The organism is Mesorhizobium sp. C399B (genome assembly GCF_030323185.1).
GTDB lineage: Bacteria > Pseudomonadota > Alphaproteobacteria > Rhizobiales > Rhizobiaceae > Mesorhizobium.
In genome coordinates this window covers 6,427,672-6,454,014 of sequence record NZ_CP100472.1, presented here as the reverse complement: position 1 = coordinate 6,454,014, position 26,343 = coordinate 6,427,672, and the positions used below count along the sequence as shown (strand labels likewise).

General features: G+C 63.7%; 19 protein-coding genes. 7 read left to right on the top strand and 12 right to left on the bottom strand.

What is annotated here, in order from left to right; genetic code table 11:
- Window position 1: 1 nt before the first annotated feature.
- A complete protein-coding gene (gene folP, locus NLY36_RS30930; protein ID WP_023736550.1) occupies window positions 2-847 on the bottom strand; it encodes a dihydropteroate synthase in 846 nt (281 codons plus the stop codon).
- A 148-nt stretch (window positions 848-995) separates the two neighbouring features.
- Between folP and NLY36_RS30925 the strand changes: the two genes are divergently transcribed.
- Both NLY36_RS30925 and NLY36_RS30920 read left to right on the top strand, forming a co-directional pair.
- Entirely contained in the window at window positions 996-1,616 is a 621-nt protein-coding gene (locus NLY36_RS30925; RefSeq protein WP_031249326.1) for a DUF922 domain-containing Zn-dependent protease, read from the top strand.
- Window positions 1,617-1,832: 216 nt separating this feature from the next.
- Window positions 1,833-3,317 carry an MDR family MFS transporter gene (locus NLY36_RS30920; protein ID WP_023736548.1) on the top strand — a complete coding sequence of 495 codons (1,485 nt, stop codon included), beginning with the start codon at window positions 1,833-1,835 and terminating at the stop codon, window positions 3,315-3,317.
- A 20-nt stretch (window positions 3,318-3,337) separates the two neighbouring features.
- Here NLY36_RS30920 and NLY36_RS30915 read toward each other — a convergent pair whose 3' ends face one another.
- From NLY36_RS30915 to NLY36_RS30905, 3 genes are all read right to left on the bottom strand, one after another.
- Window positions 3,338-4,369 (bottom strand): NAD(P)/FAD-dependent oxidoreductase, encoded by a 1,032-nt coding sequence (locus NLY36_RS30915; protein WP_023673506.1) that lies wholly within the window; start codon window positions 4,367-4,369, stop codon window positions 3,338-3,340.
- 104 nt (window positions 4,370-4,473) lie between these two features.
- On the bottom strand, window positions 4,474-4,794 hold the full coding sequence (locus tag NLY36_RS30910; protein WP_023707481.1) for a 2Fe-2S iron-sulfur cluster-binding protein: 321 nt from the start codon (window positions 4,792-4,794) through the stop codon (window positions 4,474-4,476).
- A 156-nt stretch (window positions 4,795-4,950) separates the two neighbouring features.
- Entirely contained in the window at window positions 4,951-5,289 is a 339-nt protein-coding gene (locus NLY36_RS30905) for an Hpt domain-containing protein (RefSeq protein WP_023688665.1), read from the bottom strand.
- Between the two features lie 313 nt (window positions 5,290-5,602).
- Between NLY36_RS30905 and NLY36_RS30900 the strand changes: the two genes are divergently transcribed.
- Window positions 5,603-11,812 (top strand): kinesin, encoded by a 6,210-nt coding sequence (locus NLY36_RS30900; RefSeq protein ID WP_286461624.1) that lies wholly within the window; start codon window positions 5,603-5,605, stop codon window positions 11,810-11,812.
- Window positions 11,813-12,122: 310 nt separating this feature from the next.
- Here the strand turns inward: NLY36_RS30900 and NLY36_RS30895 are convergent, their stop codons facing one another.
- The 4 genes from NLY36_RS30895 to NLY36_RS30880 are packed head-to-tail and all read right to left on the bottom strand — an operon-like array spanning window position 12,123 to window position 16,197.
- Window positions 12,123-12,764: an ABC-type transport auxiliary lipoprotein family protein gene (locus tag NLY36_RS30895; protein WP_460221573.1), complete on the bottom strand. Its 642-nt coding sequence runs from the start codon at window positions 12,762-12,764 to the stop codon at window positions 12,123-12,125.
- Between the two features lie 37 nt (window positions 12,765-12,801).
- Entirely contained in the window at window positions 12,802-14,175 is a 1,374-nt protein-coding gene (locus NLY36_RS30890) for an MlaD family protein (RefSeq protein WP_023736546.1), read from the bottom strand.
- A 14-nt stretch (window positions 14,176-14,189) separates the two neighbouring features.
- A complete protein-coding gene (locus tag NLY36_RS30885; protein ID WP_023694175.1) occupies window positions 14,190-15,008 on the bottom strand; it encodes an ABC transporter ATP-binding protein in 819 nt (272 codons plus the stop codon).
- 1 nt (window position 15,009) lies between these two features.
- A complete protein-coding gene (locus tag NLY36_RS30880; RefSeq protein WP_023694174.1) occupies window positions 15,010-16,197 on the bottom strand; it encodes an MlaE family ABC transporter permease in 1,188 nt (395 codons plus the stop codon).
- A 77-nt stretch (window positions 16,198-16,274) separates the two neighbouring features.
- On the opposite strand from NLY36_RS30880, the gene dgcA reads away from it, so the two are divergent.
- The gene (dgcA, locus tag NLY36_RS30875) at window positions 16,275-17,258 is read left to right on the top strand and encodes an N-acetyl-D-Glu racemase DgcA (RefSeq protein WP_023694173.1); all 984 of its coding nucleotides are present in this window, start codon (window positions 16,275-16,277) and stop codon (window positions 17,256-17,258) included.
- Here the strand turns inward: dgcA and NLY36_RS30870 are convergent.
- Together NLY36_RS30870 and NLY36_RS30865 are read right to left on the bottom strand one after the other, a co-directional pair.
- Window positions 17,229-18,443 (bottom strand): MFS transporter, encoded by a 1,215-nt coding sequence (locus NLY36_RS30870; protein ID WP_023715970.1) that lies wholly within the window; start codon window positions 18,441-18,443, stop codon window positions 17,229-17,231. The two genes, dgcA and NLY36_RS30870, sit on opposite strands and share 30 nt — an antisense overlap.
- A gap of 104 nt (window positions 18,444-18,547) precedes the next feature.
- Window positions 18,548-19,363, bottom strand: a complete 816-nt coding sequence (locus tag NLY36_RS30865; RefSeq protein WP_023715971.1) for a UDP-2,3-diacylglucosamine diphosphatase — start codon at window positions 19,361-19,363, stop codon at window positions 18,548-18,550.
- A gap of 120 nt (window positions 19,364-19,483) precedes the next feature.
- On the opposite strand from NLY36_RS30865, the gene NLY36_RS30860 reads away from it, so the two are divergent.
- The gene (locus tag NLY36_RS30860) at window positions 19,484-20,263 is read left to right on the top strand and encodes an SDR family oxidoreductase (protein WP_023736545.1); all 780 of its coding nucleotides are present in this window, start codon (window positions 19,484-19,486) and stop codon (window positions 20,261-20,263) included.
- 159 nt (window positions 20,264-20,422) lie between these two features.
- Window positions 20,423-22,747 carry an NADP-dependent malic enzyme gene (locus tag NLY36_RS30855; protein WP_023684938.1) on the top strand — a complete coding sequence of 775 codons (2,325 nt, stop codon included), beginning with the start codon at window positions 20,423-20,425 and terminating at the stop codon, window positions 22,745-22,747.
- 5 nt (window positions 22,748-22,752) lie between these two features.
- On the opposite strand, the gene NLY36_RS30850 is transcribed toward NLY36_RS30855, so the two are convergent.
- A complete protein-coding gene (locus NLY36_RS30850; RefSeq protein WP_023736544.1) occupies window positions 22,753-23,373 on the bottom strand; it encodes a DUF1287 domain-containing protein in 621 nt (206 codons plus the stop codon).
- A 204-nt stretch (window positions 23,374-23,577) separates the two neighbouring features.
- Between NLY36_RS30850 and NLY36_RS30845 the strand changes: the two genes are divergently transcribed.
- Window positions 23,578-24,774 (top strand): DUF2865 domain-containing protein, encoded by a 1,197-nt coding sequence (locus NLY36_RS30845; protein WP_023736543.1) that lies wholly within the window; start codon window positions 23,578-23,580, stop codon window positions 24,772-24,774.
- Here the strand turns inward: NLY36_RS30845 and gltX are convergent.
- Window positions 24,692-26,065, bottom strand: a complete 1,374-nt coding sequence (gene gltX, locus NLY36_RS30840; protein WP_023684934.1) for a glutamate--tRNA ligase — start codon at window positions 26,063-26,065, stop codon at window positions 24,692-24,694. The genes NLY36_RS30845 and gltX overlap by 83 nt on opposite strands.
- Window positions 26,066-26,343 lie beyond the last annotated feature (278 nt).

The window sequence follows — 26,343 nt, the reverse complement described above, 5'->3', positions numbered from 1 at the left end:
CTCAGCGTCCTGGCTTTTCGCGCGCCAGCATAGCATCGGCGACGGCCAGTGCGTCCATGTTGATTGCGACATCGTGAACGCGAAACAGATCGGCGCCCTTCAGCCTCAGGATGACACTGGTGGCTGCCGTCCCGGCGGCGCGCGCGCCGGCTTCGCGGCCGGTGACGGTGCCGATGAAGCGTTTTCTGGAGGTGCCGGCCATCAAGGGAAAACCGAGCTCCTTAAGCTCGGAAAACCGCGCCATCAGGTCGAGGTTTTCCTCAGCCGTCTCCTTGGCGAAGCCGAAGCCGGCATCGAGTACGATATGATCGTCCGCAACGCCGCTGCGCCTGGCGATTTCCAGCGAAGCCTTGAGGAACAAAAACTGGTCGGCGATGACGTCGGGCAGTTTTTGCCGCTCGCGCCCGGTATGCATGATGACCAGTCCGGCGCCGGTCTCGGCGGCGACGCGGGCGATGCCGGGTTCACGCTGCAAGCCCCAGACATCGTTGACGATATGCGCGCCGGCGGCGACGGCGAGGCGCGCGGTTTCCTCGCGATAGGTGTCGACCGAAATCAGGGCTTCGCCTGAACCGGCGAGTGCTGCGATCACCGGCAGGATGCGGCCCTGCTCTTCTTCAGCAGTTACGGGCGATGCGCCGGGGCGTGTGGATTCCCCGCCGATGTCGATGACGGCAGCGCCCTCTTGCGCCATACGGCGCGCCTGAGCCACCGCCTGATCGGGCGTGATGAACAGTCCGCCATCCGAAAAACTGTCCGGCGTGACGTTGAGAATGCCGACCACAATAGCTTTCTCGCCAAGTTCGAGATGGCGCCCATGCGCCAGTTGCCATCGCCTTGTCGTCATTGTCCTTCAACCATGTGTCTCATTGGCATGTGGCTCATTGGCATGTGGCTCATCGAGCGCTTGCAATCCATCAACGATGCGTGATCGGTGGAAGATCAATTCCGTTGCGCCGGCAACGGCCGTAAAGCAAGGTGAGTGAAGAGGCAACATGATGAAACGACCCCTGCTCTGCGCCCTGATGCTGGCTTTGACCGTCCTGCCGGCGAATGCTGCCAATCTGGTGAAGACTTACAGCTATTTTGCCATCGGCGGCAGCACGCTCGATGACATCGAGACGCAATTGTCGAAGCATGGACCCGAGGTGAAAAGCACCGGGATGCGGCATCCAGGCGCCACCCAGATGGCGTTCACCACCCGCATCAGCTACGCGCAAACCGCAGACACCTGCCGCATCGCCAAGGCCGCCGTTACCGTCAAGGTCAAGGTCATTCTTCCGGAGTGGCGCAGGCCGCGCAAGGCCGATCCCGATGTCAGGCTGTTCTGGGACACGCTGTCGGCCGACATCAAGCGCCATGAGGAGCGTCATGTCGAGATCGCCAAGAACCACGGCCGTCTGCTCGAAGACGCGCTGAACGCGAGCTTTGCGCAAAAGACCTGCGCCGGGGCAAAGGCGAAGGCGGCGCAGATCACCGCGGCCGAACTCGCCAGGCATGACCAGGACCAGTTGCGCTTCGACCGCGTCGAAGGCGTGAATTTCGAAAGCCGCATCCTGCGGCTTCTGCGCTACCGCATGCAGCGCGTCGAAAGCGGCCAGCTTCCTCCAGGTTGAACCACAGCAGCCGAAAAAGCCAAAGTCGCCGAAGCATGAGGCCAGTCACGAAAAGTTTTCGGGGCGGCAGTCGAAATCGGCCTATAGGGAACGACATATATCAGGCTCGCAAAAGCGAGCTTCGAGAACACGAGATCAAGACCAATTGAGGCAGCGGATAGCGGAGCGGCCATTTGGCGCCGCGCAATCGCTCACAAGCACTATGGATGAACTGATATGGACCAGGCTGTCGACAAGCCGGCTGTGGTGGCGCCTGCCGCGCCGCTGACGGAAAGCGAGAAGAACGCCATCATCGGCGGCGTCCTCTTGTCGATGCTGCTGGCGGCGCTCGACCAGACCATCGTTGCGCCGGCCATGCCGACCATCGGCCGCTCGCTCGGTCATGCCGACTATTTGCCGTGGATCGTGACCGGCTATCTCTTGACGGCAACCGCGATGGCGCCGCTCTACGGCAAGCTCTCCGACGTCTATGGCCGCCGACCTACGGTCTATGCAGCAATCCTGATCTTCCTTCTGGGATCGCTGGTCAGCGCCATGGCCCCCAACATGTTCGTGCTGGTGATCGGCCGTGCGATCCAGGGTGCCGGTGGTGGCGGCCTGTTCGCCTTGACGCAGATCGTCATCGGCGACCTCGTGCCGCCGCGCGAACGGGCGCGTTATGCCGCCTGGATATCGGGAACATGGGCAGTCGCCAGTATCGCCGGACCGCTGCTCGGCGGCGGCTTTGCCGAGCATCTGCATTGGTCACTGATCTTCTGGATCAACATCCCGCTCGGCCTCGTTGCCATGGCCATCATCAACAAGCCGCTGCGCAAACTGCCCGTTGCCGCAAAGCGCCATCGCATCGACGCGCTGGGCGCCGTGCTTCTGGTCGTGGCGACGGCATTGCTGCTCCTGGCCCTCAACTGGGGTGGCAGCGCCTACCCCTGGGCCTCGCGCGAAATCCTCGGCCTGCTCGCCTGTTCGGTGGTCTTCTGGGGTGCCTTCGCGCTCAGGCTGATGCGTGCCGCCGAACCGCTCATTTCGCTAGAAGTGCTGAGCAACCCGATCGTGCTGGCCGGCACGGCGTCGATGTTCCTGCTGCAGGCAGCCAATATCGGCCTGGCGGTGTACCTGCCAGTCTACCTGCAGTCGATCATCGGGCTCTCGGTCAGTGAGTCGGGCCTTGCCATGCTTGGTCTGTTGCTCGGCACGGTCGCCGGCGCAACGTTCAGCGGCCGCACGATACCGCGCTTTTTCCACTACAAGCGCATCGCCATGGTCGGCGTCCTGTTCGCCATTGTTTGCCTTGGTGTGCTCAGCCTGGTTGCCGGCCACGCCTCGCTGCTGGTCGTCGAGTTGCTGACGATCTGCATTGGCCTGGGAACCGGCACCACCTTCCCCGTCGCCACGGTCTCGGTCCAGAACGCTGTCGATCGCACGCATCTCGGCGTCGCCACCGGTGTGCTGACCTTCCTGCGTTCGCTGGGCAGCGCGCTCGGTGTCGCCATGCTCGGCGCGGTGGCGCTCGGCTATGGCTTGCCGCTCGCCGGTGAAGGCGTGGCGGTTGCCGGACAGATCGTGTCGGCAGTGCCGTTCACGATGATCTTTCTCGCCGCGGCGTTGACGCTGATGCTGTCGCTGATCACGCTGGCGCTGATGCCGGAGAAGTCGCTGCGCGGCCGCGACGACGCCGAGGCGCCGGTCGTTCTGGTGGAGTGATCCGGAAAGCCCTGTAGGACCTACTCCACGACGCCGAGCTTCTTCTGCAGGCTGGTCGACGACGTCGTGTACTGGAAGACGATGCGCTCACCGGGGCTGATGATGCGCTTGGCGGCCTGCGCCATCAGCGCCACCTCGTGAAAACCCGACAGGATCAGCTTCAGCTTGCCTGGGTACCAGTTGATATCGCCGACGGCAAAGATGCCTGGCACCGAGGTCTGGAATTTCTCGGTATCGACCGGAATGAGGTTCTCATGAAGGTTGAGCCCCCATTCGGCGATCGGGCCCAGCTTCATGGTCAGGCCGAAGAACGGCAGCATACGCGTGCACGGCACCTCGATGTCGCCGTCAGGCCCGCCCTTGATGGTAGCAGAGGCCAGCTCGCCGTCGGCGCCGGTCAGGCCGCTCACCTGGCCGACCCGGAACTCCAGCTGCTTCATCTCCTGCATGGCATACATCTTGTTGACGCTGTCGGGCGCCGCCCTGAATTCCGCGCGCCGGTGGACCAGTGTCACGCTTTTTGCCACCGGCTGCAGGTTCAGCGTCCAGTCGAGTGCGGAATCGCCGCCGCCGACGATGACGAGGTCGTGGCCGCGGAATTCCTCCATACGGCGCACCGAATAGAAGACGCTCCTGCCCTCATAGGCCTCGATGCCGGGAATGGGCGGCCGTTTGGGCTGGAACGAGCCGCCACCGGCGGCGATCACCACCACCTTGGCTTCGAACACCTCGTTCTCGTCGGTGGTGACCCGAAATGAGCCGTCGTCCAGCTTTTCCAGGCTGGAGACCATGCGGTTGAAGGTAAAATCCGGCTTGAACGGGTGAATCTGCTCCAGCAGTCTGTCGACCAGCCCTTGCGCCGAGATCGAGGGCCAGCCTGGAATGTCGTAGATCGGCTTTTCCGGATAGAGTTCGGCGCATTGGCCGCCCGGCCGGTCGAGGATGTCGATCAGATGGCACTTCATGTCGAAGAGGCCGAGTTCGAACACCGCGAACAGGCCGACCGGCCCCGCCCCGACGATGAGTGCGTCCGTCTTGATTACATCGGTCATGCCAGGCGAGCCTCATTGTCAGACTGGGGCGAAACTGGCGCGAGACTGCATGAGCATTGGCCCGCTGCCAAGCGGCGGCGGGAAAAATCAGATGGTCCGGGAGATCAACCCTGGCGAGCCGGCACGCGCACGACGAGGCCGTCAAGCGCGTCGCGCACCTTGATCTGGCAGGACAGGCGCGAGTTCGGCTGGACGTCATAGGCGAAGTCCAGCATGTCCTCTTCCATCGCCTCCGGCTCGCCGACCTCGGCCGTCCAGGCTTCGTCGACATAGACATGGCAGGTCGCGCAGGCGCAGGCGCCGCCGCATTCTGCCTCGATGCCCGGCACCGCGTTGCGGATCGCATTCTCCATGACGGTCGAGCCGTTTTCGGCCTCGACATCGAAAGGAGTGCCGTCATGGGCAATGAAGGTCAGCTTGGTCATTTGTCACCTGAAGGGAGTCCCAGCCGAGATAATCACTCCGCCGGACAAGTCAACTGCCGCGCGAAAGCGCCGCTTTGTGACGTTTTTTCGGAAAGCGGCCAAAGCACGCCCTGGCCCCGTCGATTCATCCCGGTGGCCGCTGCCGAGCGGCAGCCATTACCGGCTGATGGCGGCGATGAAATCGCGCACTTCCTCGATCAGGGTGCCGAGGCGCTTGAGGATGCGCGCATCTTCCGGCTGCTGTTCGATCGAGGTGGCGCAGTCGGCGATGGCAAAGGCGCCGACCCCGCGCGCCGAACCTTTCAGCCCATGCGCCAGAAGCAGTCGCTCCCTGACATCGGCATCGACTATTCTGTCGCGGACGGAAAGCGCCTGCTGTACGAACAGCGCCAATACCTCCTGTTCGAGGGCGCGATCGCCCATAGTCTGACGGGCCAGATGGGCCAGATCCACTGGGCGCGAACGGGCCGGTCCCGACGCATCGCCGCCCGGCATTGAGAAGGCAATGCCGCTTTCACCGCGTACCAATTTGAAACTCCTTGTGCCGATCGCCGAAAAAACTAGGCGATTTTCGTCGCCAACGCGTTAATGAATGGGCTGGAAAATTGTTGCCGCTGAGGCGGTTAGATCACGTTGTCGTTAACCTTATATTTAAAGTTTTACGTATCTCGCGGAATGCATGTTTTCTTTACCCCTGTGTGTCATTACGATACGAAGGTCCATTTTCAGCCTCCTGCGTGGGATAAGACGAGCCAGAATCAGGCAAAAATAAGAAGTCCCTCGGCAGCTAGTACAGGGTAGCGAAGGCATGGCGAAGAAACCAACGACGACCAGAACTCTCGACAGCGACGTAGCCAGGGAACTCGAAAAGGCGCTAGACCTCGATCTCAGCGGAGACGGCAGCGGCGATCTCGATATCGCGGCGTCGATGGAAGATCTGGAAGCGCAGATATCGCAGGCCGCGGACGAACTGGCGCGCGAAGGCCGCCCCCAGAAGCCCGCTCCCGCTCAAAACGCGTCCGTCCAACAAAACCAGAGTGCGAAGCCGGCAGCCAAGCCCGCCGAGCTGCGCCCGGTCGAATCGCGCAACAGCGCCCAGCCAGCCGGCTTCAAGCCGGCAAACGATGACCGCCAAAAAGATTACAAGACGCTGCTGCACAGCCTCAACCGGCGCGCGTCGAGCACGATCTATTGGGTCGTGGCGTTCGTGTCGCTGGCCTGGATCGCCGGCGCCGGCGGCCTTGCCAATCTGCTGTTTGGCCCCAGCATCTGGAAAATTCGTACATTCGATCAAATCCTGGCCCGCCCTGAACTGATCGGCCTGGCGATCGCGGCAATCATACCGGTCGTCCTGTTTTGGGCCTTCGCGGCGATGATCCGCCGCGCGCAGGAAATGCGCATTGCCGCGCAGTCGATGACGGAGGTGGCTTTCCGCTTGGCGGAGCCGGAAAACCTCGCCCAGGATCGCGTGATGATGATCGGCCAGGCCGTTCGCCGTGAAGTGGCGGCGATGGGCGAAGGCATCGAGCGCACGCTGGCGCGCGCCGTCGAGCTCGAAACGCTGGTCCACAGCGAGGTCAACCAGATCGAACGCTCCTATTCGGAGAATGAATCGCGCATCCGGTCGCTGGTCGACGGGCTGGGCAGCGAGCGCGAAGCCGTCGTCACTCATGCCGAGCGCGTGCGCGCCTCGATCACCGGCGCGCATGAAACGCTGAAGGACGAGATCGGCGCCGCCTCCGACATTATTCGCGACTCTATCCTCAACGCGTCGACCAAGCTGTCGATGACGATCACGAATTCCGGCGACACACTGATCGACCGCATCAATGAAAGCTCGATGTCGATCTTCGATTCCGTCGAAACCCGGCTGGATTCAATCACCGACAGGCTGTCGACGTCGGGCGAAGCCTTTGCTTCGCTGCTCGACACCCGCATCGCCAAGCTGACGGACACCACAGACGGCCTGACCCGGTCGCTGACCGACCTGCTCGACGACCGCACCACCGGTATGGTGTCGCTGCTCGGCGGCGCCGCCCGCACCCTGAGCTCGGAATTCGAGTCCAGCCTGAACGGCATCGAGCGGACGCTGGCCGAGCGCGGCCAGGCGCTGATCAGCGAATTTCAGACCCGCGCCGAAGCACTCGATACCGGCACGCAGAAGCTCAACGCCGCGCTCGAGGCGCGCGCCCGCCAGATCAACGAAACGCTGGTCGAGCGCGCCCGCGAGATCGCCCACACCTTTGCCGAGAGCAAGGATCATTTGTCGGCCATGATCGATCAGGGCAAGACCCAGATCGGCGCCGACATGGCCGACATCGTCTCGTCGACCTCGTCGATGCTCGAAGCCCGCGCCAGCGATTTCGCCGGCCGGATGGAAGCCGCCCGCCATGTCGTGTCGCGCTCATTCGACACCGACATCCAGCGTCTTGCCGATGCCCGTGTCGGCATCGAGGACGCCGTCGAAAACCACAGCCGCAAGCTGTCCGAAAGCCGCGAACGCATGGCGGCTGCCATGCAGGCGGACCTGGCGAAGTTCGCCGAGGGCCGCGCCGGCATCGATGCGGCCGTAACGAACCAGGTGCAGAAGCTGGCCGAAGGCCGCAACCTGATCTCGCGCGCCCTGGAAGAGGATCTGCGCAAGGTCAACGAGTCGCGCGCCGCCATCGACGCGTCGCTGGGCAGCCATCTCGAGCGGCTTGAAGAAGGCCGCAACCGGCTCAACCAGGCTTTGCATGAAGACTCCGGAAAACTTGTGCAAGCCCGTACGATCATTGACGAAATGGTCGCCGGGCATGTCGGTAAGCTGGCCGAAGGCCGCAACATTCTGTCGCGCGCCCTGGAAGCCGATCTCGGCAAGCTCGCCGACAGCCGCGCCTCGATTGACGGGCTGGTCGCCGGCCAGGTTGAAAAGATCGCCGAAGGCCGCGCCATCCTGACCAAGGCGCTCGAAAACGACATTATCGGCATCAAGGGCGTGATCGAGAACCACTCGGCGAAACTGGCCGAGGACCGAACCGAACTCAGCAAGGCGCTGGAGAACGACCTATCCGGCATCAGAGGCCTGCTCTCCGACCATTCGAGCCGGCTTGCCGACGATCGTGGCCTGTTGTCACAGACGCTCGAGGCCGACCTCGCCAAGCTCGCCGAGAGCCGGTCGAGCATCGACGGGCTGGTCGCCGGCCAGGTCGAGAAGCTGGCCGAGGGGCGCGATATCCTCAAGCGCGCGCTCGAAGCCGACCTCAACACCATCAAGGGTGCCATCGCGGGTCATTCCGACAAGGTGGCGGAAGAGCGCGGTCAGCTTTCCAAGGCATTGGAGGCCGACCTGCAAAATGTGAACAGCCTGATCGCCGACCACTCGAACCGGCTTGTCCAGGATCGTTCGACGCTATCCCGGGCGCTTAAGGATGACCTTCAGAATGTTAACAGCCTGATCACCGACCACTCGAGCCGGCTTGTCCAGGATCGTTCGACGCTATCCCAGGCGCTTCAGGACGATTTGCACAATGTCAGCGGCATCATGGCCGATCATCAAAACAGGCTCGTCCAGGACCGTTCGGCGCTCTCAAAGGCACTGGAAGACGACATCGCCAAGCTGGCGGAGAGCCGCTCCAACATCGATGGGCTGGTCGCCGGGCAGGTCGAGAAGCTCGCCGAGGGCCGCGACATCCTCACACGGGCGCTCGAAGCCGATCTCAATGCGATCAGGAGCGCCATTGCCGACCAGTCGCAGAAGCTGAGCGAAAACCGTGGCGAGTTCGCACGGGTGCTGGAAGCGGATTTGGAAAATGTCAACAGCCTGATCGAGGGTCACAGCGACAAGCTCGTCCGGGATCGCGCGACGCTGTCGAAGGCTCTCGAGGACGACCTCGCCAAGCTGGCCGAGAGCCGGTCGAGCATCGACGGACTGGTCGCAGGCCAGGTCGAGAAGCTGGCCGAGGGCCGAGACATCTTGAAGCGTGCGCTGGAAGCCGACCTGCAGAAGCTGTCGGCAAGCCGCGGTGAGGTTGACGACATCATCGCCGGCCATGTCGGCAAGCTGGCCGAAGGCCGCAACATGTTGACCCAGGCGCTGGAAGACGATCTGGCAAAGCTCGCCGACATACGTAAGGATGTCGACCGCTCGCTGTCGGGCCATATCGACCAGATTGCCGGCAGAAGCACCGATATCTCGGCGGCAATCGCTGCCGATGTCGAGAAGATCGAGCAGGCCTTCAGCAAGCAGACCGGCATCATCGAAGAGCGCGCCGGAACCATGGAGCGCGCGTTGTCGGTGGGTGTCGACAATGTCCGCAGCGTGCTCGAAAAGAGCGCCGTCTTCGTTGCCGGCGCGCTGCGCGAGAAGGTGATGGAAGTCACCAGCGCGCTGCACGAACAGGCCGGTGCTGCCTTCAGTGACGCCGACCGCAAGATCGCCGAGCGTGCCGAGCAGACTTCGGCCGCCCTTTTGGCCCGGGCCGAGGACATCGCCCGCACCTTCGAGGACGCGGATCGCCGTCTGCACGCACGTGCCGAGGACACATCGAGCGCCCTGCTTGCTCGCGCCGAGGATACGACGAATGCCTTGCTTGCTCGCGCCGAAGACACAACGAGCGTGCTGCTTGCCCGGCATGACGAGACGTCGAACTCGCTGCTCGCCCGCGCCGAAGAAACGGCCGGACGGCTGGCTGCCCGCGCCGGCGAGATCGCCGGCACGTTCGACGCCGCCGACCAGAAGCTGGTCGCCCGCGCGGTCGAGACGGCGCAGTCGCTGGCCGACCGCGCCGGCGACATCCTGCGTAACTTCGAGGGCGCCGACCAGCGGCTGAGCATGCGCATCGGCGAATCCGCCGAAGCGCTGGCCGCCCGCGCCTCGGACCTTGGCCGCATCTTCGACGCCGCCGACCAGCAACTGATCTCGCGCATTGCCGAGGGTTCGGACGCGCTGTCGGCACGCGCCACCGAGATCAGCCGCATCTTCGACGAGGCCGATCACCGCCTGGTGTCGCGCATCGCCGACTCCACGTCGACAATCGGCGAGCATGCCGACAACATCGTCGGTGCCTTCGCCAGCACCGAGCAGCGTGTTGCCGAACGCGCACGCCAGACCGGCCAGGAACTTGCCGTCCACGCCCGCGAGATGGAGCAGGCTCTTGCCGGCGCCGACGAGCGGCTGGCCGCGAGCGTTGCGTCCGCAGCTTCGCGCGTCGAGGAACAGGTCGCCAGCGTCGAGAACCGCCTTCTTTATACGACGGAGACGATGGGCCAGAAGCTCAACGAGCAGGTTTCCAGCGCAGAAGCTCAGCTGATCTCGCGCGCCAACACGATTGCGGAGACTTTTACCGCGGTCGGCCAGCACATCGGCCAAAGCACCAACGACGCTGCCAAGACAATCGGCACCAATACCCGCGAGCTCAACACGATGCTGGCGGCGCGTTCGGCCGAGATGGCGAAGATCCTGGACGAAACCGCGCGGCCGCTGGTCGAGCGCTTCGCCCAGGGCGGCTCGGAACTGCAAAAGAGCATGGAAGAGGTCACCGAACGCGCGACCGAGAAGCTGCGCAGCGAAAATGCCGCCCTCGTCAACGCGCTCGCCAGCCGCACCGCCGAAACGCTGTCGGCCGTCGAAGGCGCGCGCTCGTCGCTCGCCGATAGCGTCGCCGACCTCATCGGCCGCATGAGCGTCTCCAGCTCGCAGCTTGGTGAGCTGATCGAACAGGCGGCGATCAACCTCGGCCAGGTTGACGAACGTCTGAGCGGCAGCACGCAAAGCTTCGCGGCAACCACCGAAAAGGCCGCGCAGACCTTCGCCAGCTCGGCACGCCTGGTCGATTCGAACACGACGCGGCTTACCGAATTGTCGTCGTCGACCCTGCGCGAAGTGGCCTCGATCGCCACCAAGTTCGACGAGCACAGCCGCTTGCTGTCCTCGGCTTCGGATCTGTTGAGCTCGGCGCAGAGCAATCTGGAGCACACGCTTGAGCGGCAATCGTCGCTCGAAGATCTCGCCGTCGGCCTAGTCAAGAAGTCGGAAGACCTCGAGAAGGTGATGCGTTCGTTCGAAAACCTTGTCGGCCAGACGATGCAGAATGCCGAAGGCAAGACGCTGGCATCAGCCGACAAGATCCGCATCGCCATAACGGAAGTGGTCGATTCGGCAACCAGCCGGTTCGCCGATGCGACCGAGGAGATGCGGCGCACCGCAAGCTCGATCAAGAGCGAGCTCGACCTCACCCGCGCCGAGCTCAAGAAGGGCGTCATCGAGATGCCGGAAGAGGCCAAGGAATCGACCTCGGCGATCCGCCGTGCCGTTGCCGAGCAGATCAACGCGCTCAAGGAACTTTCGGATATCGTTGCGAAATCGGGACGCGGCGGCGACAATGCCGAACCGCGCGCCCTGCGCCCGGCGCCGCAGGCGCCAGTGCAGCGCCCGGCCGAGCCGGTACGCCGCCCGCCGCCGGCGCCACAGCCGGAGCGCCCTGCTCCGCAGGCGCCGCTCGGCGGCCTGCGTGGCACGCTCGATATCGAACGCCCTGCCGAAGCACCGCGCCAGCGCGACGCCAACGCCCGCACGCCGCAAGGCGGCTGGGTGCGCGATCTCCTGACCGGGGCATCGCGCGAGGAGGAAGTCGCCAGGCCGGCAGCGCCCGCGGAAGCACCGCGCGCAACTCCCGTCCAGCGCTCGCCGCTGCATGTCATGGAGTCGCTCAACTCGCTCTCGGTCGATATTGCCCGGGCGATCGACCACGACGCCTCGATCGAGCTGTGGAACCGCTACCGGCGCGGCGAGCGTGACGTGTTCACGCGCCGCCTCTACACGCTCAAGGGCCAGCAGACCTTTGACGAAATCCGCCGCAAATATCAGGCCGAGGCGGAGTTCCGCGCCGCCGTCGACCGCTACTGCGACGATTTCGAGAAGCTGCTCAAGGACGTCTCGCGCAACGACCGCGACAACATCATGGCGCAGACCTACCTGACGTCGGACACCGGCAAGGTCTACACCATGCTGGCCCATGCGAGCGGCCGTTTGCACTGATTGAGGCGACACCACAGACACAGAAAAGGCGGGAAGTTCCCGCCTTTTTCTTTGTGCAAAATCGTCGGTCTGCGCTGCCCCTCATCCGCCTGCCGGCACCTTCTCCCGTATAGCGAGGGTGAAGGGAGATGGCATCAGCCTCGCCGCCCATACTGCGACGGTGACAATTGGCGAAATCATTGGCGATGGCGTTCTTTCTCACTATACGGGGAGAAATGCCCGGCAGCGCAATGAGGGGCAGCGCGAACCTGCGATATTTGGTCGAGTGCTGGTTTAACGCGACGAACGATCGTTCGAAGCCTCGACCGGCTCAGATCACCGAATCCGTCCAGCCCACGATATCCTTCGCCGCCTCGCCGAAGGCGCTGTCGAGCGCGTTGACATAGGCCGGATTGCCGCCGCCGGAGACGGGAGCGGATGCGGTGAAGCTCTTCGAGGCGCGCACCTCGCCGTTGCGGTCGTTCAGGATGCGCACGAAGAGATTGACCTCGGCATGCTCGCCACCATTGACGCGGACTTCGAAGGAGCGGATCTCGACGATCACCTGGTAGTCGATCGCCAGCCCCTCGCCCGGTTTGCCGACGCCGGCAAAGCTTCCGGAGCGCTGGAAGGTTTCGGCGAGCCTCGCCTGCACGATCAGCGGCAGCCGGTCGGCCCATTGCGCGCCCTTGAGATACTGGATCGAGCGGTCTGACGGCTTGATGACGATGTTCTGGCTGTCCAGCGCCTTGAGCGCGGAGGGCTGGGCGATCAGGATCTGGCGGCGGCTGTGGCCATGGGCGTCGATCGACGGGGCGGACAGCTCGAACGTATCGAGCGGCGCCGGCTTGCCTCCCAATGCCGCGCAACCAGCCAGCGTCAAGCCAAGCAAAACGACTGCCGATCTATACCCACCCAACCCGAACGTCACGCGTGATCCCCACTGTCCCCGGATCGTATGATGAATCCGCATCCGCGATCCATGTAATTGCTGCGGGCGGGCACGGAAGTCAACGCCGTGCCCTGCCATCGAACTGCCGGACCTCGCCGTCGCCGCCCGACAGGATGCGCTGCGGGTTGCGGCTGAGATCGGTCACCGCCTCTTCGATGCGGCTGATCGAACGCCGGCTGTCCTGGACCAGCGCCTCGACATTCGACAGGCCCTGGCCCGAGAAGCGCGCGATGTTGTCGGTGATCGTGCCAAGCCGGGCGTTCAGCGTGTCGGCGACCTGCTTGAACGACTTCAGCGTGTCCCTGGCATCGGCCATGACGCCGTCGGCCTGGCCCGAACCGAGCAGCGTATCGACCCTTTTCAGGATGCCGTCGACGCGCACCGAGGCATCGTTGAGGCGCGACGCAAGCTGTTTGGCGTCCTTGATCGTCTCGTCGATGTCGTCGGCCCGGTCGGCGAACTTGTCGGTCACCTTGGCGATGTCGGCGGCGGCCTTGTTGGCATTTTCGCTGGCCTTCTGAATGTTGGCGAGCGCCACGCGCACCTGCGCCGGATCGATGCCGTCGAGCACAATGTCGACCTTTGCCAGCGTGCCTTGCGTGCGCGTGGCGAAATCGTTGACCGAGCCGACCGCGGTATCGACGTTCTTGATCACTCCGTCGAGCTGTCCGCTGGTCTCCTTCAGATTGGCGGTGACGGCGTCCACATTGGCGACGATGCTCTTGATCTTGTCCTTGTCGACGGCATTGAGCAGGCCTTCGGCAGCCTTCAGCGTGCCGTCGAGCTTGCCGGAAACACCCTTCAGCTCATCCGACACCGCGCTGACGGCGGTCAGGAACTTGTCGATGCCGTCGGCATTCCTGGCCAGCGCATCGGAAAATGTCTGGGCGTTCTTGACGGTCTGGGTCAGCGGCCCGCGCACATCCCTGGTGAAACCTTCTAGGTCGGAAAGCACCTTGTCGGCGCGGGTGAAGATGTTCTGCGCCGTCTGCAGAAGGTTGGTGACCGCTGACGGATTGGCGATGATCTCGGCCGTCCTGCCTTCCTTTGCCGCCTCTTCCAGCAGGTTCGGTTCCTTGGGATCGGCGCCCTTCAATTCGATGTTGACCTGGCCGGCAAGGCTGGCGATGCCGATATCGGCCTGCGTCGATTTGGTGAGCGGCGTTGTCTGGTCGATCTCGGTCGTAGCAATGGCGGCATTGGGGTCATTGCGGTCGAAATAGACGCGCTTGACCACCCCGACCTTGACGCCGTTGAACAGCACCAGACTGCCGGGGCCGAGGCCGGAGGCCGAACCCTGAATGCGCACGCGCAGCTCCGCCGTCTCGCCGCGATCACCGATCTGGGCGGTCCAATAGACGAACCCGAACGCCGCCAGGATTGCAGCCAGGGTGAAAATGCCGACAATTACGTAGTTGGCTCTGGTTTCCATTGCCCCACTTATGTCTATGCGCGCGCGGCAAGATCAAGTTGCCGAGCGCGTTTTCCGCGGAAATAGGATTTGACCCACGGTTCTTCGCTTTTCAGCATGTCGTCGATCGTGCCTTCGACCAGGATTTTCTTGTTGCCGAGCACCGCCACGCGGTCGCAAGCGGTAAACAGCGTGTCGAGATCGTGCGTCACCATATAGACCGTCAGATCCATTGTATCGCGCAGCTTGACCACCAGTTCGTCGAATTCGGACGCGCTGATCGGGTCGAGGCCGGAAGTCGGCTCGTCGAGGAAGACGATGTCGGGGTCGAGCGCCAGCGCCCGCGCCAGGGCGGCGCGCTTGATCATGCCGCCCGAAAGCTCCGAGGGAAATTTTTGCGCGGCGTCCGGCGGCAGGCCGACCAGTTCGATCTTGAGCAAGGCCAGTTCGTCCATCAGTTTCTTCGGCAGATCGAGATATTCGCGCATCGGCACCTGCACGTTTTCCTGCACGGTCAACGCCGAAAACAGGGCGCCGTGCTGGAAAAGCACGCCAAGGCGCATGTCGATGCGCAACCGTTCGATGTCGCTGGCCTTTTCGAGGTCGAGGCCAAACAGCTTGATCGTGCCGGACTGCTTGTGCAGCAGGCCGAGAATCGTGCGCAGCAGCACCGATTTGCCGGCGCCCGAGGCGCCGACGAAACCGAGGATTTCGCCGCGCTTGATGTCGAGCGCCAGTTTGTCGAGGATCAGCTTGTCGTCCAGGGCAACGGTGATGTCGCGCACCGACAGCACGATATCGCTTTCGCCCGTTCCCTGCATAGCCTTGGTCGCCTTTGAGTTTCTGCGCATCATGTCAGAACTCGATCGATGCGTAGAAGATGGCAAAAAGGCCATCGAGGATGATGACAACGAAGATCGATTTCACAACCGAGGCGGTGACGTGCAGACCCAGCGATTCGGCGCTGCCGCCGACCTTCATGCCTTCTACGGAAGCAATGGTGCCGATGATCATGGCCATGAACGGCGCCTTGATCAGCCCGGCGAAGATGGTGCTGATATCGATCGCGCCGCGCAGCCGGTCGATGAAGGCCGTCGGCGCAATACCGGAATAAAGCCAGGCGGCTAGGATGCCGCCGCCAAGAGCGGCAAAATTGGCGACGATGGTGAGACAGGGCAGCGCGATCACCAGCGCCACCAGGCGCGGAAACACCAGCACGCCGATCGGGTTGAGGCCGATGACCTTCAGCGCGTCGACCTCCTCGCGCATCTTCATCGAGCCGATCTCGGCGGTGATGGCGCTGCCGGAGCGGCCGGCGATCATGATGGCGGTCATCAGCACGCCGAGTTCGCGCAGGATCAGCACGCCGACCAGATCGACAACGAAAATGTTGGCGCCGAAATAATTGAGCTGGTAGGCGCCCTGCTGGGCGACGATGGCGCCGACGATCGCCGACATCAGCACCACCACGGGGATGGCGCCGACCCCCATGCGATCGATCTGGTTGAAGATCGCCGCCGGATTGATGGCATGGCCGCGCCCGAGCTTCATCTGGGCGCCGCCGATGGTGGCGCCGAGGATGTTCATCGAGGCGAGGAAATCGTCGCGCATCTCATAGATGCGGCGGCCGACCGCCTCCAGCCCGCGGAGGATGATGTTGGGGCGCCGGACGCCGCGCGATTCGGGCTCGCGCCGGACAGCTTCGCCAACGGCGCCGAGCAGGATCGAGGCGACATCGCTTTGCCCCTGCATCTTGATCTCGACACCCTTCTTTTCGAAGACACTGACCAGGCGATCGATCAGCCAGGCGCCGGCGGTGTCCATCTTCTCGATGTGGGAAAGATCCAAAGCGAGCGTCTGGTAGCCTTTGCGCTGCTCGATCTTGCGCATCTCGGCGTCGATCAGCGCCACTGTCGTCGTCGTCCAGATGCCGGAGAAAGCGCAGCCGAGGACGCCGCCCTCCTCGCCGACCGCAACGCGGGGCTGGTGGTCGGCCTCCTTGGCGGCGTTGCCGCTTGCGTCGCGTTTGCCGATGGTCAACATGGCGTCCTGTTTAGCCTGACGGGTCGTACCTGTCGATTTGCCGACGACGCGTTGTCGCATAGCCGGAGCAGAAAATTATGGCGCGTGTCATTTCGGTTGAGGCCGAGCGTTTTCCCATTGCCGGCACCTTCACCATCTCGCGCGGGTCGAAGACCGAAGCCGAAGTCATTACCTGCACGATCAGCGATGGGGACAATCGCGGATGGGGCGAATGCGTCCCCTACAAGCGCTATGGCGAGACCATGGAGGGGGTGCGCGACGCCACCGAGGCCATGCGCCGGCAGATAGAAGGCGGCATCAGCCGCAAGGACCTGCTCGATGCGATGCCGGCGGGTGCTGCCCGCAACGCCATCGATTGCGCCTTGTGGGACCTGGAGGCGAAGATCAGCGGCGTTGCGGTCGCAGACGCCATCCACGCTGTGCCCTTGTCGGCGCTGGTGACGGCCTACACGCTGTCGCTGGGCGAGCCGGAGGCGATGGCGGCGCAAGCCCGCGCCAATGCCGGACGGCCGCTGCTCAAGGTCAAGATCGGCGGCGACAACGACTTGGCCCGCATCCGCGCCGTGACCGAAGCGGCGCCCGACAGCCGCATCATCCTCGACGCCAATGAAGGCTGGACCGATGCCAACATCATCGAGAATCTCGCTTTCGCCGCCGAACATGGGATAGCCCTGATCGAACAGCCGCTTCCCGCTGGCCATGATGCCATCCTGCGCCACATCGCGCATCCGGTGCCGATCTGCGCAGACGAAAGCCTCCACGAGGCGAAGGACCTCGAAGCGCTTGTCGGCCTCTATGACGCCGTCAACATCAAGCTCGACAAATCCGGCGGCCTGACCGCCGCCCTTACCCTTCGCGACCGCGCCCGGGAGCTGGGATTCGGCGTGATGGTCGGCTGCATGGTCGGCACGTCGCTGGCGATGGCGCCGGCAGTGCTTTTGGCGCAAGGCGCCGACTTCGTCGACCTCGACGGTCCGCTGCTGCTTGCCCGCGACCGCCAGCCCGGCCTCGTGTACCAGGGGTCGCTGGTGTTACCGCCTGACAGGATGCTGTGGGGCTGAACGCGCGGCGAGCCCGATCAGCGCCAGGCCGATGATGGCGATCGGGATCATCGCCAGGAAGCCGTCGACGCCGTAGCGCTCATAAAGCGGGCCGGACGCCAGCGTCACCGCCGCCATGAAGAAGCCGTTGAAGAAATAGGCAATGCCTTGCGCCGCACCCGTGCGTTCTTCCGAAACCGTTTCGCCGATCATCTTCTGCAGGCCGATCAACACCATCGCCACCGACACCGAATGCAGGGTCTGGACGCCGAAGAAACCGGCAACGCCAAGCCCGAGTGGCCAGATCAACGGAAAGGCGATCCAGCGCACGATGGAGCCGACGCCGGCGATCAGCATCACCTTGACGACTGAGACGGAGGCAAAAATACGGTTGAAAAACACGAACATGCAGACCTCGGCCACCACGCCCCAGGCCCACAGCAGGCCAACGACGGAATCGCTGATGCCGACCGATTTCCAGTAGATTGAGACAAAGCCGTAGAGGAAGGCATGGCTGGCGGTGATGATGCCGACGCCGAGGGTGAAATACAGGAAATACGGATTGAGAAGGCTCGGCGCCTGATGCTGGATGTCGGCGGCAGATAGCGGCGAAGCCCGGCGCGGGCGGCCAAGCCGCGGCGCCAGCAATCCGGCGACGAGCGCGGCAGACAATGCCGCAAAGATGATTACCGGCACGGCCTGCGGGCTCGTCCAGGCCAGGATAAAGCCGCCTGCGACGTTGGCGCAGAGATAGGAGATCGAGCCCCATTTGCGCATCGCGGTATAGTTCGAGCCGAAGCGGCGCACGCCCGACAGCGCGAGCGAATCGGCGATCGGCGAATGCGGCGTCCACACCACCGTCAGCGCCAGCGATACGGCAAGCACCGCCGCATAGGTGGGAGTGAGAAAATAGCCGGCGGAAAGCACCATCGTCGCGGCCACCAGCGCAATATAGACATCCGCCCTGTCCTTCGCCCGGTCGGCCAGCGCGGTCAGCAGGGGTGTTGTCACCACGCGCAGGAACATCGGCGCCGCCAGGATGATGGCGATCTGCTCGGCGTGGAAACCCTGGGCATGCAGCCACAGCGGGAAATAAGGCACATGCGTTCCCAGCGACACGAATAATGTCGCGAAGATCAGACTCATGCGCAGTTCGAAATGGCGCGGCTTGACGAGTTGTTCGGGCGAGAGCGGCGGCAGCGACATGAATCGATCCAATTACGCTGCACAAAGGGCTGCAACGCAGATCGATCCCTTAACATGCGCGAAAGCGGTCCGAAACTGCCTGGACCAGTCGATTAACAGGAGGGTTATGCCGCTTCGACGACCCTGTCTTCGATGAGCAGCGGGATGAACGGCTCGTCCGGTGCTTCGGGCAGCACCAGCGCCCAGTGGATGATCTCCATCTTGCCGTCGAAATGTTCGACCACCGCCGTGCAGCTCTCCACCCAGTCGCCGGTGTTGATGTACTGCACATCCTCATAAGTCTCGATCGCGGCGTGATGGATGTGGCCGCAGATGACGCCGTCGACGTGCGAGCGGCGGGCCTCCTCAGTCAGCACGGTCTGGAACGAGCCGATGAAGTTGACCGCCTTCTTGACCTTGACCTTGGCCCAGGACGAGAACGACCAGTAGGGAAGCCCAAGCAGGTGGCGCAGCCTCGTCACCGCGCGGTTGACCAGCATCGCCGCGTCATAGGCGTAGTCGCCGAGATAGGCCAGCCAGCGTGCATTGTGGACGACGGTGTCGAACTGGTCGCCGTGGATGACCAGCAGGCGCCTGCCATCGGCGGTTTCGTGGATGGCGCGGTCGGCAACGACGATGCCGCCGAAATGCACGCCTTGGAACTGGCGCGCGAATTCGTCGTGATTGCCGGCGATATAGGTGATCGAGGTGCCCTTGCGCGCCTTGCGAAGCAGTTTCTGGACGACGTCATTGTGGCTCTGCGGCCAATGCCAGCTGCGCCGCAGACGCCAGCCGTCGACGATGTCTCCGACGAGATAGATGATATCGGCGTCGTGATACCGCAGGAAATCGATCAGGAACTCGGCCTTGGCCGCCTTCGATCCGAGATGCAGGTCGGATATGAACATGCTGCGGAAAGTGCGGGTTTCTGTACCGGACATCAGATCGTCACCGTTGCTTTCGCGCAGGCTATGCCCCGATTCATGCAACAACCGTATGACGGTTGCGATTGGGCCAGCCAAAGGGCTAGCGTGCCGCGCCATTCACAGGAGAAAATCGTCATGGATCTTGGCATCAAGGGCAAGAAAGCCATCGTCTGCGCATCGAGCAAAGGGCTGGGCCGCGGCTGCGCCATGGCGCTGGCCGAGGCCGGCTGCGATCTCGTCGTCAACGGCCGCAATGCCGAGCTGCTGGCAAAAACCGCAGCCGAACTGCGCGAACGCTACGGCGTGAAGGTGACCGAGATCGTCGGCGACGTCTCGAAACCCGACGTGCAGAACGCGCTCCTTGCCGCCTGCCCCGACCCGGATATCCTGGTCAACAACAATGGCGGCCCGCCCTTGCGCGATTTCCGCGAACTCGACCGCGCAAAGATCCTCGAAGGCGTGACGCAGAACATGGTGACGCCGATCGAACTGGTGCAGGCCGTCATCGACGGCATGGCCAAGCGCGGCTTCGGCCGCATCGTCAACATCACCTCGCTGTCGGTCTACGTCCCGATTCCCGGCCTCGATCTGTCGTCCGGCGCGCGAGCCGGGCTGACTTCGTTCCTCGCCGGCGTGGCACGAACGGTGATCGACCGCAACGTCACCATCAACAGCCTGCTGCCGGGCAAGCTCGACACCGACCGGCTGCGCGGCCCGCATGAGGCCGGCACGATGGAAGACCCGGCAGCTGCCGGAGCGCGCAAGACCCGCATCAGCGCCGACGTTCCGGCCAAGCGGCTCGGCACGCCGGAAGAGTTCGGCCAGATCTGCGCCTTTCTGTGCTCGGTCCATGCCGGTTATCTCACCGGCCAGAACATCCCGGTCGATGGCGGCCTCTATGTCAGCGCGTTCTGAAGGGCTTGATGGATAATCGGCAGGATTTCAGCGCAATCATCTGAAATAGTTCGATCTTTCCGGACCGGGTTGTTTTAGCCGCCCTTGCGTCATTTGGCGTCGCGAAAAACCATTTTTGCGTGCTAAAAGGCTGCAAAGCAGGTTTGAGGGAGCGGCCGCATGGAAGGCGAGAACAAGAAAACGGCACGTTCGGACCTCGACGAAGCCGCCCTCTACTTCCATAAGCATCCAAGGCCGGGAAAGCTCGAGATCCAGGCGACCAAGCCACTCGGCAACCAGCGCGATCTGGCGCTGGCCTATTCGCCTGGTGTGGCCGCCCCCTGCCTCGAAATCCGCGACAATCCGGCGACCGCCGCCGACTACACGGCGCGCGCCAATCTGGTCGGCGTCGTCTCCAACGGCTCGGCCGTTCTCGGGCTCGGCAATATCGGCCCGCTCGCCTCCAAGCCGGTGATGGAAGGCAAGGCGGTGCTGTTCAAGAAATTCGCCGGCATCGACGTCTTCGACATCGAGATCGACGCGCCGGGCATAGAGCGCATGGTCGAGACGATCTCGGCGCTGGAACCGACATTCGGCGGCATCAATCTCGAGGACATCAAGGCGCCCGAATGCTTCGAGGTCGAGGCGCAGTTGAAGGCCCGCATGGGCATTCCCGTCTTCCATGACGACCAGCATGGCACCGCCATCATCGTCGCCGCCGCCGTGCTCAACGGGCTGGAATTCGCAGGCAAGACCATTTCCGACATCAAGATCGTCACCTCAGGCGCCGGTGCGGCAGCGCTCGCCTGCCTCAACCTGTTGGTCTCGCTTGGCGCCAAGGTAGAGAATATCTGGGTCACCGACCGCTTCGGCGTCGCCTACAAGGGCCGCACCGACGAGATGGATCGCTGGAAAGACCCCTATGTGAAGGACACCGAGGCGCGCACGCTGGCCGATGTGATCCCTGGCGCCGACGTTTTTCTCGGCCTGTCGGCCGCCGGCGTGCTGAAGCCGGAATTGCTTGATCATATGGCGCCTAAGCCGTTGATCCTGGCGCTGGCCAACCCCAATCCCGAAATCATGCCGGAGGTCGCGCGCGCCGCTCGTCCGGACGCGATGATCTGCACCGGCCGTTCCGATTTTCCCAATCAGGTCAACAACGTGCTTTGTTTTCCTTACATCTTCCGCGGTGCGCTGGATTGCGGCGCCAGCGCCATCAACGAGGAGATGAAGATGGCCGCGGTCCGGGCGATCGCCGCGCTTGCCCGCGAAGAACCATCCGACGTCGCCGCCCGCGCCTATTCCGGCGAGACGCCGATCTTCGGACCCGACTTCCTTATCCCCTCGCCCTTCGATCCCCGCCTGATCCTGCGCATCGCGCCGGCGGTGGCCAAGGCTGCCTGCGACACCGGCGTCGCGACCCGGCCGATCACCGACTTCGCCGCCTATATCGACCAGCTCAACCGCTTCGTCTTCCGCTCCGGCCTGGTGATGAAGCCGGTGTTTTCGTCGGCCAAGGCGTCGACCGCCAAGCGCGTCATCTATGCCGACGGCGAGGACGAGCGCGTGCTGCGCGCAGCCCAGGTGGTGCTGGAGGAAGGCATTGCCGAGCCGATCCTGATCGGCCGCCCGCATGTCATCGAGGTCAGGCTGAAGCGCTACGGCCTGCGTATCAAGCCGGGCGTCGATTTCGGCCTGATCAACCCGGAAGACGATCCGCGCTACCGCCATTATGTCGACCTGTTGATCGAGCTTGCCGGCCGGCGCGGCGTGACGACGGAGGCCGCGCGCACCATGGTGCGCACCGACAATACGGTGATTGCCGCGCTGGCGCTGAAGCGCGGCGATGCCGACGCCATGATCTGCGGCCTCGAGGGCCGTTTCGAGCGGCATCTGCGCAATGTGACGCTGGTCATCGGACCACGCGCGGGCGTCAAGGACCGCGACCTGTCGACGCTGTCGATGCTGATCTCGCAACGCGGCATCATCTTCCTCACCGACACCCATGTCTCGGTCGACCCGACGGCCGAGGAGATCGCCGAAATGACCATTCTGGCGGCCGAGGAAATCCAGCGCTTCGGCATCGAGCCGAAGGCAGCGCTGCTGTCGCATTCGGATTTCGGCTCGCGCGATTCTCCCAGCGCGCTGAAGATGCGGCAGGCGGCGGCGATCCTGGCGCGCGTTGCGCCCGACCTGCAATGCGATGGCGAGATGCATGCCGATTCAGCCCTGTCGGAGCATCTGCGCCAGCGCGTCTATCCGCATTCGCGGCTGAAGGGCGAAGCCAATCTCCTGGTGTTCCCCAACCTCGACTCCGCCAACATCACGCTGACCGCGCTACGCACGATGATGGATGCGCTGCATGTGGGTCCGATCCTGCTTGGCACCGACAAGCCGGCGCATATCTTGACCCCGTCGGTGACCTCGCGCGGCGTCGTCAACATGACGGCGTTGGCGGTGGTCGAGGCGGCGCACAAGGCGCAGGCGGTGGTTCATTTCGGCTGAGTTTCTCACGCAGGCACGAAGCGGTAATGCCCGGTCTGCTTGAAGGCGAACAGCGTGTCCTCCTCGCGGGCGCCCGACCCGATATTGTGGATGACCAGCGCTCGTTCCGGCACGTCCGCCGTGCGTTCGGATGAGACGATGACGATGTGCGGCAGGTTGCCGGGCAGCATCTGGGTGACAAGATCGCCCGGCTGAAAGTCGGCAGGATCCTCGCTTACGGCCAAGGAAACTCCCTTGCGCCCGAAAAAAGCGGCAAGATTGCCGACCCGTCGGTGGTCGATGTTGCGGTCGGTCGCTTTCAGGCCCCAGGTCTTGGGATAGGCGGCGAAATTGGCGGCCATATCCTCATGCACCAGTTTCTGCAGGTCAAGATTGAAGGCGCGGCGATAGGCGCGCACGATGACATCCGTGCACACGCCCCTATCCGGCGCGACGTCGCCGCCGGGATAGCCGAGGCGGACATAGGCCGGGTCGTAGAAGGTGGTGACGCCGATCTGCTCACGCGCGGCTTCGACCAATTTGCTGCGCCAGTCCGGAGCGGCTGGATTTTCCTGCGCCCGGGCGGCGGGCGCCGCCAGGCACAACAGACCGAACTGCAGCGCGGTTCGACGGGTAATCGCGATCATGCCAGCTCCCCGGGGCATTGCTGGATCGTGGGATAATTCCGGGGCGATTGCGCCTTTTTCATGCAGCGGTGAGATCGCACAGTTGCCGCTCTACCCAAACGCCTCCTGCAACGCGTCTATGGGCTAAGACCATCTTTGGTTGTAGATTGAGGGAACGGTTAACCGCGAATCCGGTAGACAGGCAGGCAAGCGGGGTTTCGGCCAATGACGGGCGGACGATGGAGGCTGAAGCATCTGGCTGCGCTGCTCGGCGCGCTTGTGCTTTCGGCCGTCGCCACCACTGAACCGCAGGCCGCCTCCCGCGTTTGCCGTCAACTGGAAGCCGAGCTTGCTTCTTCATCGAATGGCGGCGGCAATTCCAGCATGGTGCGGAAGTATGACAAGGCCATCTCCCGCCAGTTCGAACAGCTATCAAAGGTGCGCGGTCGTGCGAGCGATGCGAATTGCGGGTTTTCGCTGTTTTCGCGCAATGTCAGCCAATGTGCTGCGCTGAACAGCAGCATCGATCGCATGAACGCCAATCTCGATGCGTTGCAAGCCAAGCGCGCGCAGCTTGCCGGCGGCGGCTCGCGGCGCGACCGCGGCCGCATCCTGGCCGCGCTCGACGCCAATGGCTGCCGCGACGAGCCCGCGCCCCGCCGGGAGCCGCTGCAGGAAGCCAGCCGCGAACCCGACGACGGCGATCTGTTCGACCAGCTTTTCGGCGGCGACCGGCAGATCGACACGCTCGATCAGCCCGATGATCCCGGCGAGGAGCGCAATGTGCGCCGGGTGCTCAATCAGCCCGGCGTGCCGGATTTCCCGACGGTCGGCGGCGAGTTCCATACGAGCTGCGTGCGTACCTGCGACGGCTATTTCTTCCCGATGTCGAACTCGGCTTCGCTCGGCGATTTCGAGCGAGACCAGAAGAATTGCGAATCGAGCTGCCCCGGCACCGAAATGCAGGTGTTCTATTCGCGCGGCATGGAAGACGATTCGGCCAACATGACGTCGTCGGTGACCGGGAGGCCCTACAGCGAGTTGCCTACCGCTTATCTCTACAAACAACCCAACCAGTCGCGGCCGCAGGCATGTGGCTGCAACGCGCAGGCCGGAAATTTCGAGATCATCGGCGGTAACCCGCCACCGCCCGAGCAGTTTCAGCCCGATATTGAGACCACGCCGTTCATTCCGGTGCCGGCGGCCAAACCCGATCCAGGCGCGGATCCGGAGACGCTGGCGAACGTACAAGGCGGGCTCGACCGCGCCGCCATCAAGCGCCTTGCCGTCAAGCCGGTGGTGTCGCCGGTGTCGCTGATCCCGCCGGACCAGCGCAAGGTCAGGGTCGTCGGGCCAGCGTTCCTTCCCGACCCAGCAGCGGCAATAGATCTGCAAGCTCCGGCCCGGAAGCAAGTCCGGTAAGCGCCAGTCTCAGCGGCATGAACAACGCCTTGCCCTTGCGGCCGCTGGCTTCCCTGATCCTGGCCGTCCAGTCTTTCCAGACCGTACCGGTCCACGGCTCTTCCGGCAACAGGTCGAAGGCCTGCTGCAGGAAGTCGCGATCCTCGTCGGAAAATTCCGGCGCGGGCTGCGGGCCGTCGGCAAGGATGCGCCACCAGCCGACCGCGTCGCTCAGCCGGTCGAGATTGCCGCGCACCGCCAGCCAGAACGGCTCGGCCTTGTCGCCGGAGATGCCGAGCACGATCAGCCGATCCCGCGCCTCGGAAAACGGCATGTGGTGCATGAGCGCACGATTGAGCACGAACAGCTCGTCCGGGTCGAATTTGGCCGCCGATTTCGACGTGGCGGCGGGATCGAAGCGCGCGGCCAGTGCCGGCATGTCATGCACCGCCGCGACATTTTCCGAGGTGCCGACAAGGACGGCCAGCGAGGCAACCGCCATCGGTTCGATGCCCTCCTCGCGCAGGCTTTCGATCGACAGCGCACCGCTGCGCTTCGACAGGCCCTCGCCCGAGGCCGTGGTCAAGAGATTGTGGTGGCCGAAGACAGGCGGCTCGGCGCCCAATGCCTTGAACAGCGCGATCTGCACGCCGGTGTTGGTGACGTGGTCGTCGCCGCGGATGACATGGCTGACGCCCATCTCGATGTCGTCGACGACCGAAGGCAGCGTGTAGAGATAAGTGCCGTCCTCGCGCCGCAGCACCGGATCGGACAGTGAGGCCAGATCGACGGTTTCCTCGCCGCGCACCAGATCGTTCCAGTGCACTTCGGTGCGCTCGGGCTGCAGCGGATCGCTGGTGAAATTCGGCAGCAGAAAGCGCCAGTGCGGCCGGCGGCCATCGGAGCGGTATTCGGCGATCTGCTGCTGCGAAAGCGCCAGCGCCTCGCGGCCATAGACCGGCGGCAGGCCGCGCGTGCGGCGCACCTTGCGGCGCAGGTCGAGTTCTTCGGGGGTCTCGTAGCAGGGATAGACAACGCCGGCTCTCTGCAGCCGCTCCACCGCCGCGTCGTAAGTTTCGAAGCGCCGCGACTGGTATTCGGTGGCGTCGGGAAAAATCCCCAGCCAGTGCAGGTCGTAGAGGATGGCGTCGGAAAATTCCTGCCTCGAGCGGGCAATGTCTGTGTCGTCGAAGCGCTGAATGAAACGGCCCTTGTTGTTCATGGCAAACAGCCAGTTGAACAAGGCGGTGCGGGCATTGCCGATATGAATGCGGCCGGTTGGTGAGGGGGCAAAACGGACGGTAACTGTCATGGGCGGGGCGTAACGGATGCTCTTGGAATTGACAAGACGCGCCCCCGCGCGACGCCAAAGACATAATGCACGCCAGCTAAAATGAAAAGGCTGTGAGCCAGAATCCGGCCGGGCCTGTCTCGGGTGAACCGCTCACCAGCGGTCCACGCCGGCAGAATCGGGCTTTCCTCAGCCGCTTTTTGTCCCCGTTATCCACATATGTGACACACAAGATGTTGGGGTCACAAAAGCTACGCAAACGAATCCTTGACGACGCAAACCGAGTCGCCTTTTATGTG

Excerpts from the sequence above, each read along its gene's own strand:
- NLY36_RS30850 (WP_023736544.1), bottom strand. The coding sequence starts at position 23,373 with ATGATCGCGATTACCCGTCGAACCGCGCTGCAGTTCGGTCTGTTGTGC.
- NLY36_RS30870 (WP_023715970.1), bottom strand. The coding sequence starts at position 18,443 with ATGTCGCTGCCGCCGCTCTCGCCCGAACAACTCGTCAAGCCGCGCCAT.
- NLY36_RS30865 (WP_023715971.1), bottom strand. The coding sequence starts at position 19,363 with ATGTCCGGTACAGAAACCCGCACTTTCCGCAGCATGTTCATATCCGAC.
- NLY36_RS30890 (WP_023736546.1), bottom strand. The coding sequence starts at position 14,175 with ATGGAAACCAGAGCCAACTACGTAATTGTCGGCATTTTCACCCTGGCT.
- NLY36_RS30895 (WP_460221573.1), bottom strand. The coding sequence starts at position 12,764 with ATGCGGATTCATCATACGATCCGGGGACAGTGGGGATCACGCGTGACG.
- NLY36_RS30880 (WP_023694174.1), bottom strand. The coding sequence starts at position 16,197 with ATGTTGACCATCGGCAAACGCGACGCAAGCGGCAACGCCGCCAAGGAG.
- NLY36_RS30860 (WP_023736545.1), top strand. The coding sequence starts at position 19,484 with ATGGATCTTGGCATCAAGGGCAAGAAAGCCATCGTCTGCGCATCGAGC.
- NLY36_RS30900 (WP_286461624.1), top strand. The coding sequence starts at position 5,603 with ATGGCGAAGAAACCAACGACGACCAGAACTCTCGACAGCGACGTAGCC.
- NLY36_RS30920 (WP_023736548.1), top strand. The coding sequence starts at position 1,833 with ATGGACCAGGCTGTCGACAAGCCGGCTGTGGTGGCGCCTGCCGCGCCG.
- NLY36_RS30925 (WP_031249326.1), top strand. The coding sequence starts at position 996 with ATGATGAAACGACCCCTGCTCTGCGCCCTGATGCTGGCTTTGACCGTC.
- dgcA (WP_023694173.1), top strand. The coding sequence starts at position 16,275 with ATGGCGCGTGTCATTTCGGTTGAGGCCGAGCGTTTTCCCATTGCCGGC.
- folP (WP_023736550.1), bottom strand. The coding sequence starts at position 847 with ATGACGACAAGGCGATGGCAACTGGCGCATGGGCGCCATCTCGAACTT.
- NLY36_RS30855 (WP_023684938.1), top strand. The coding sequence starts at position 20,423 with ATGGAAGGCGAGAACAAGAAAACGGCACGTTCGGACCTCGACGAAGCC.
- NLY36_RS30905 (WP_023688665.1), bottom strand. The coding sequence starts at position 5,289 with ATGCCGGGCGGCGATGCGTCGGGACCGGCCCGTTCGCGCCCAGTGGAT.
- NLY36_RS30885 (WP_023694175.1), bottom strand. The coding sequence starts at position 15,008 with ATGATGCGCAGAAACTCAAAGGCGACCAAGGCTATGCAGGGAACGGGC.
- NLY36_RS30910 (WP_023707481.1), bottom strand. The coding sequence starts at position 4,794 with ATGACCAAGCTGACCTTCATTGCCCATGACGGCACTCCTTTCGATGTC.
- gltX (WP_023684934.1), bottom strand. The coding sequence starts at position 26,065 with ATGACAGTTACCGTCCGTTTTGCCCCCTCACCAACCGGCCGCATTCAT.
- NLY36_RS30845 (WP_023736543.1), top strand. The coding sequence starts at position 23,578 with ATGACGGGCGGACGATGGAGGCTGAAGCATCTGGCTGCGCTGCTCGGC.
- NLY36_RS30915 (WP_023673506.1), bottom strand. The coding sequence starts at position 4,369 with ATGACCGATGTAATCAAGACGGACGCACTCATCGTCGGGGCGGGGCCG.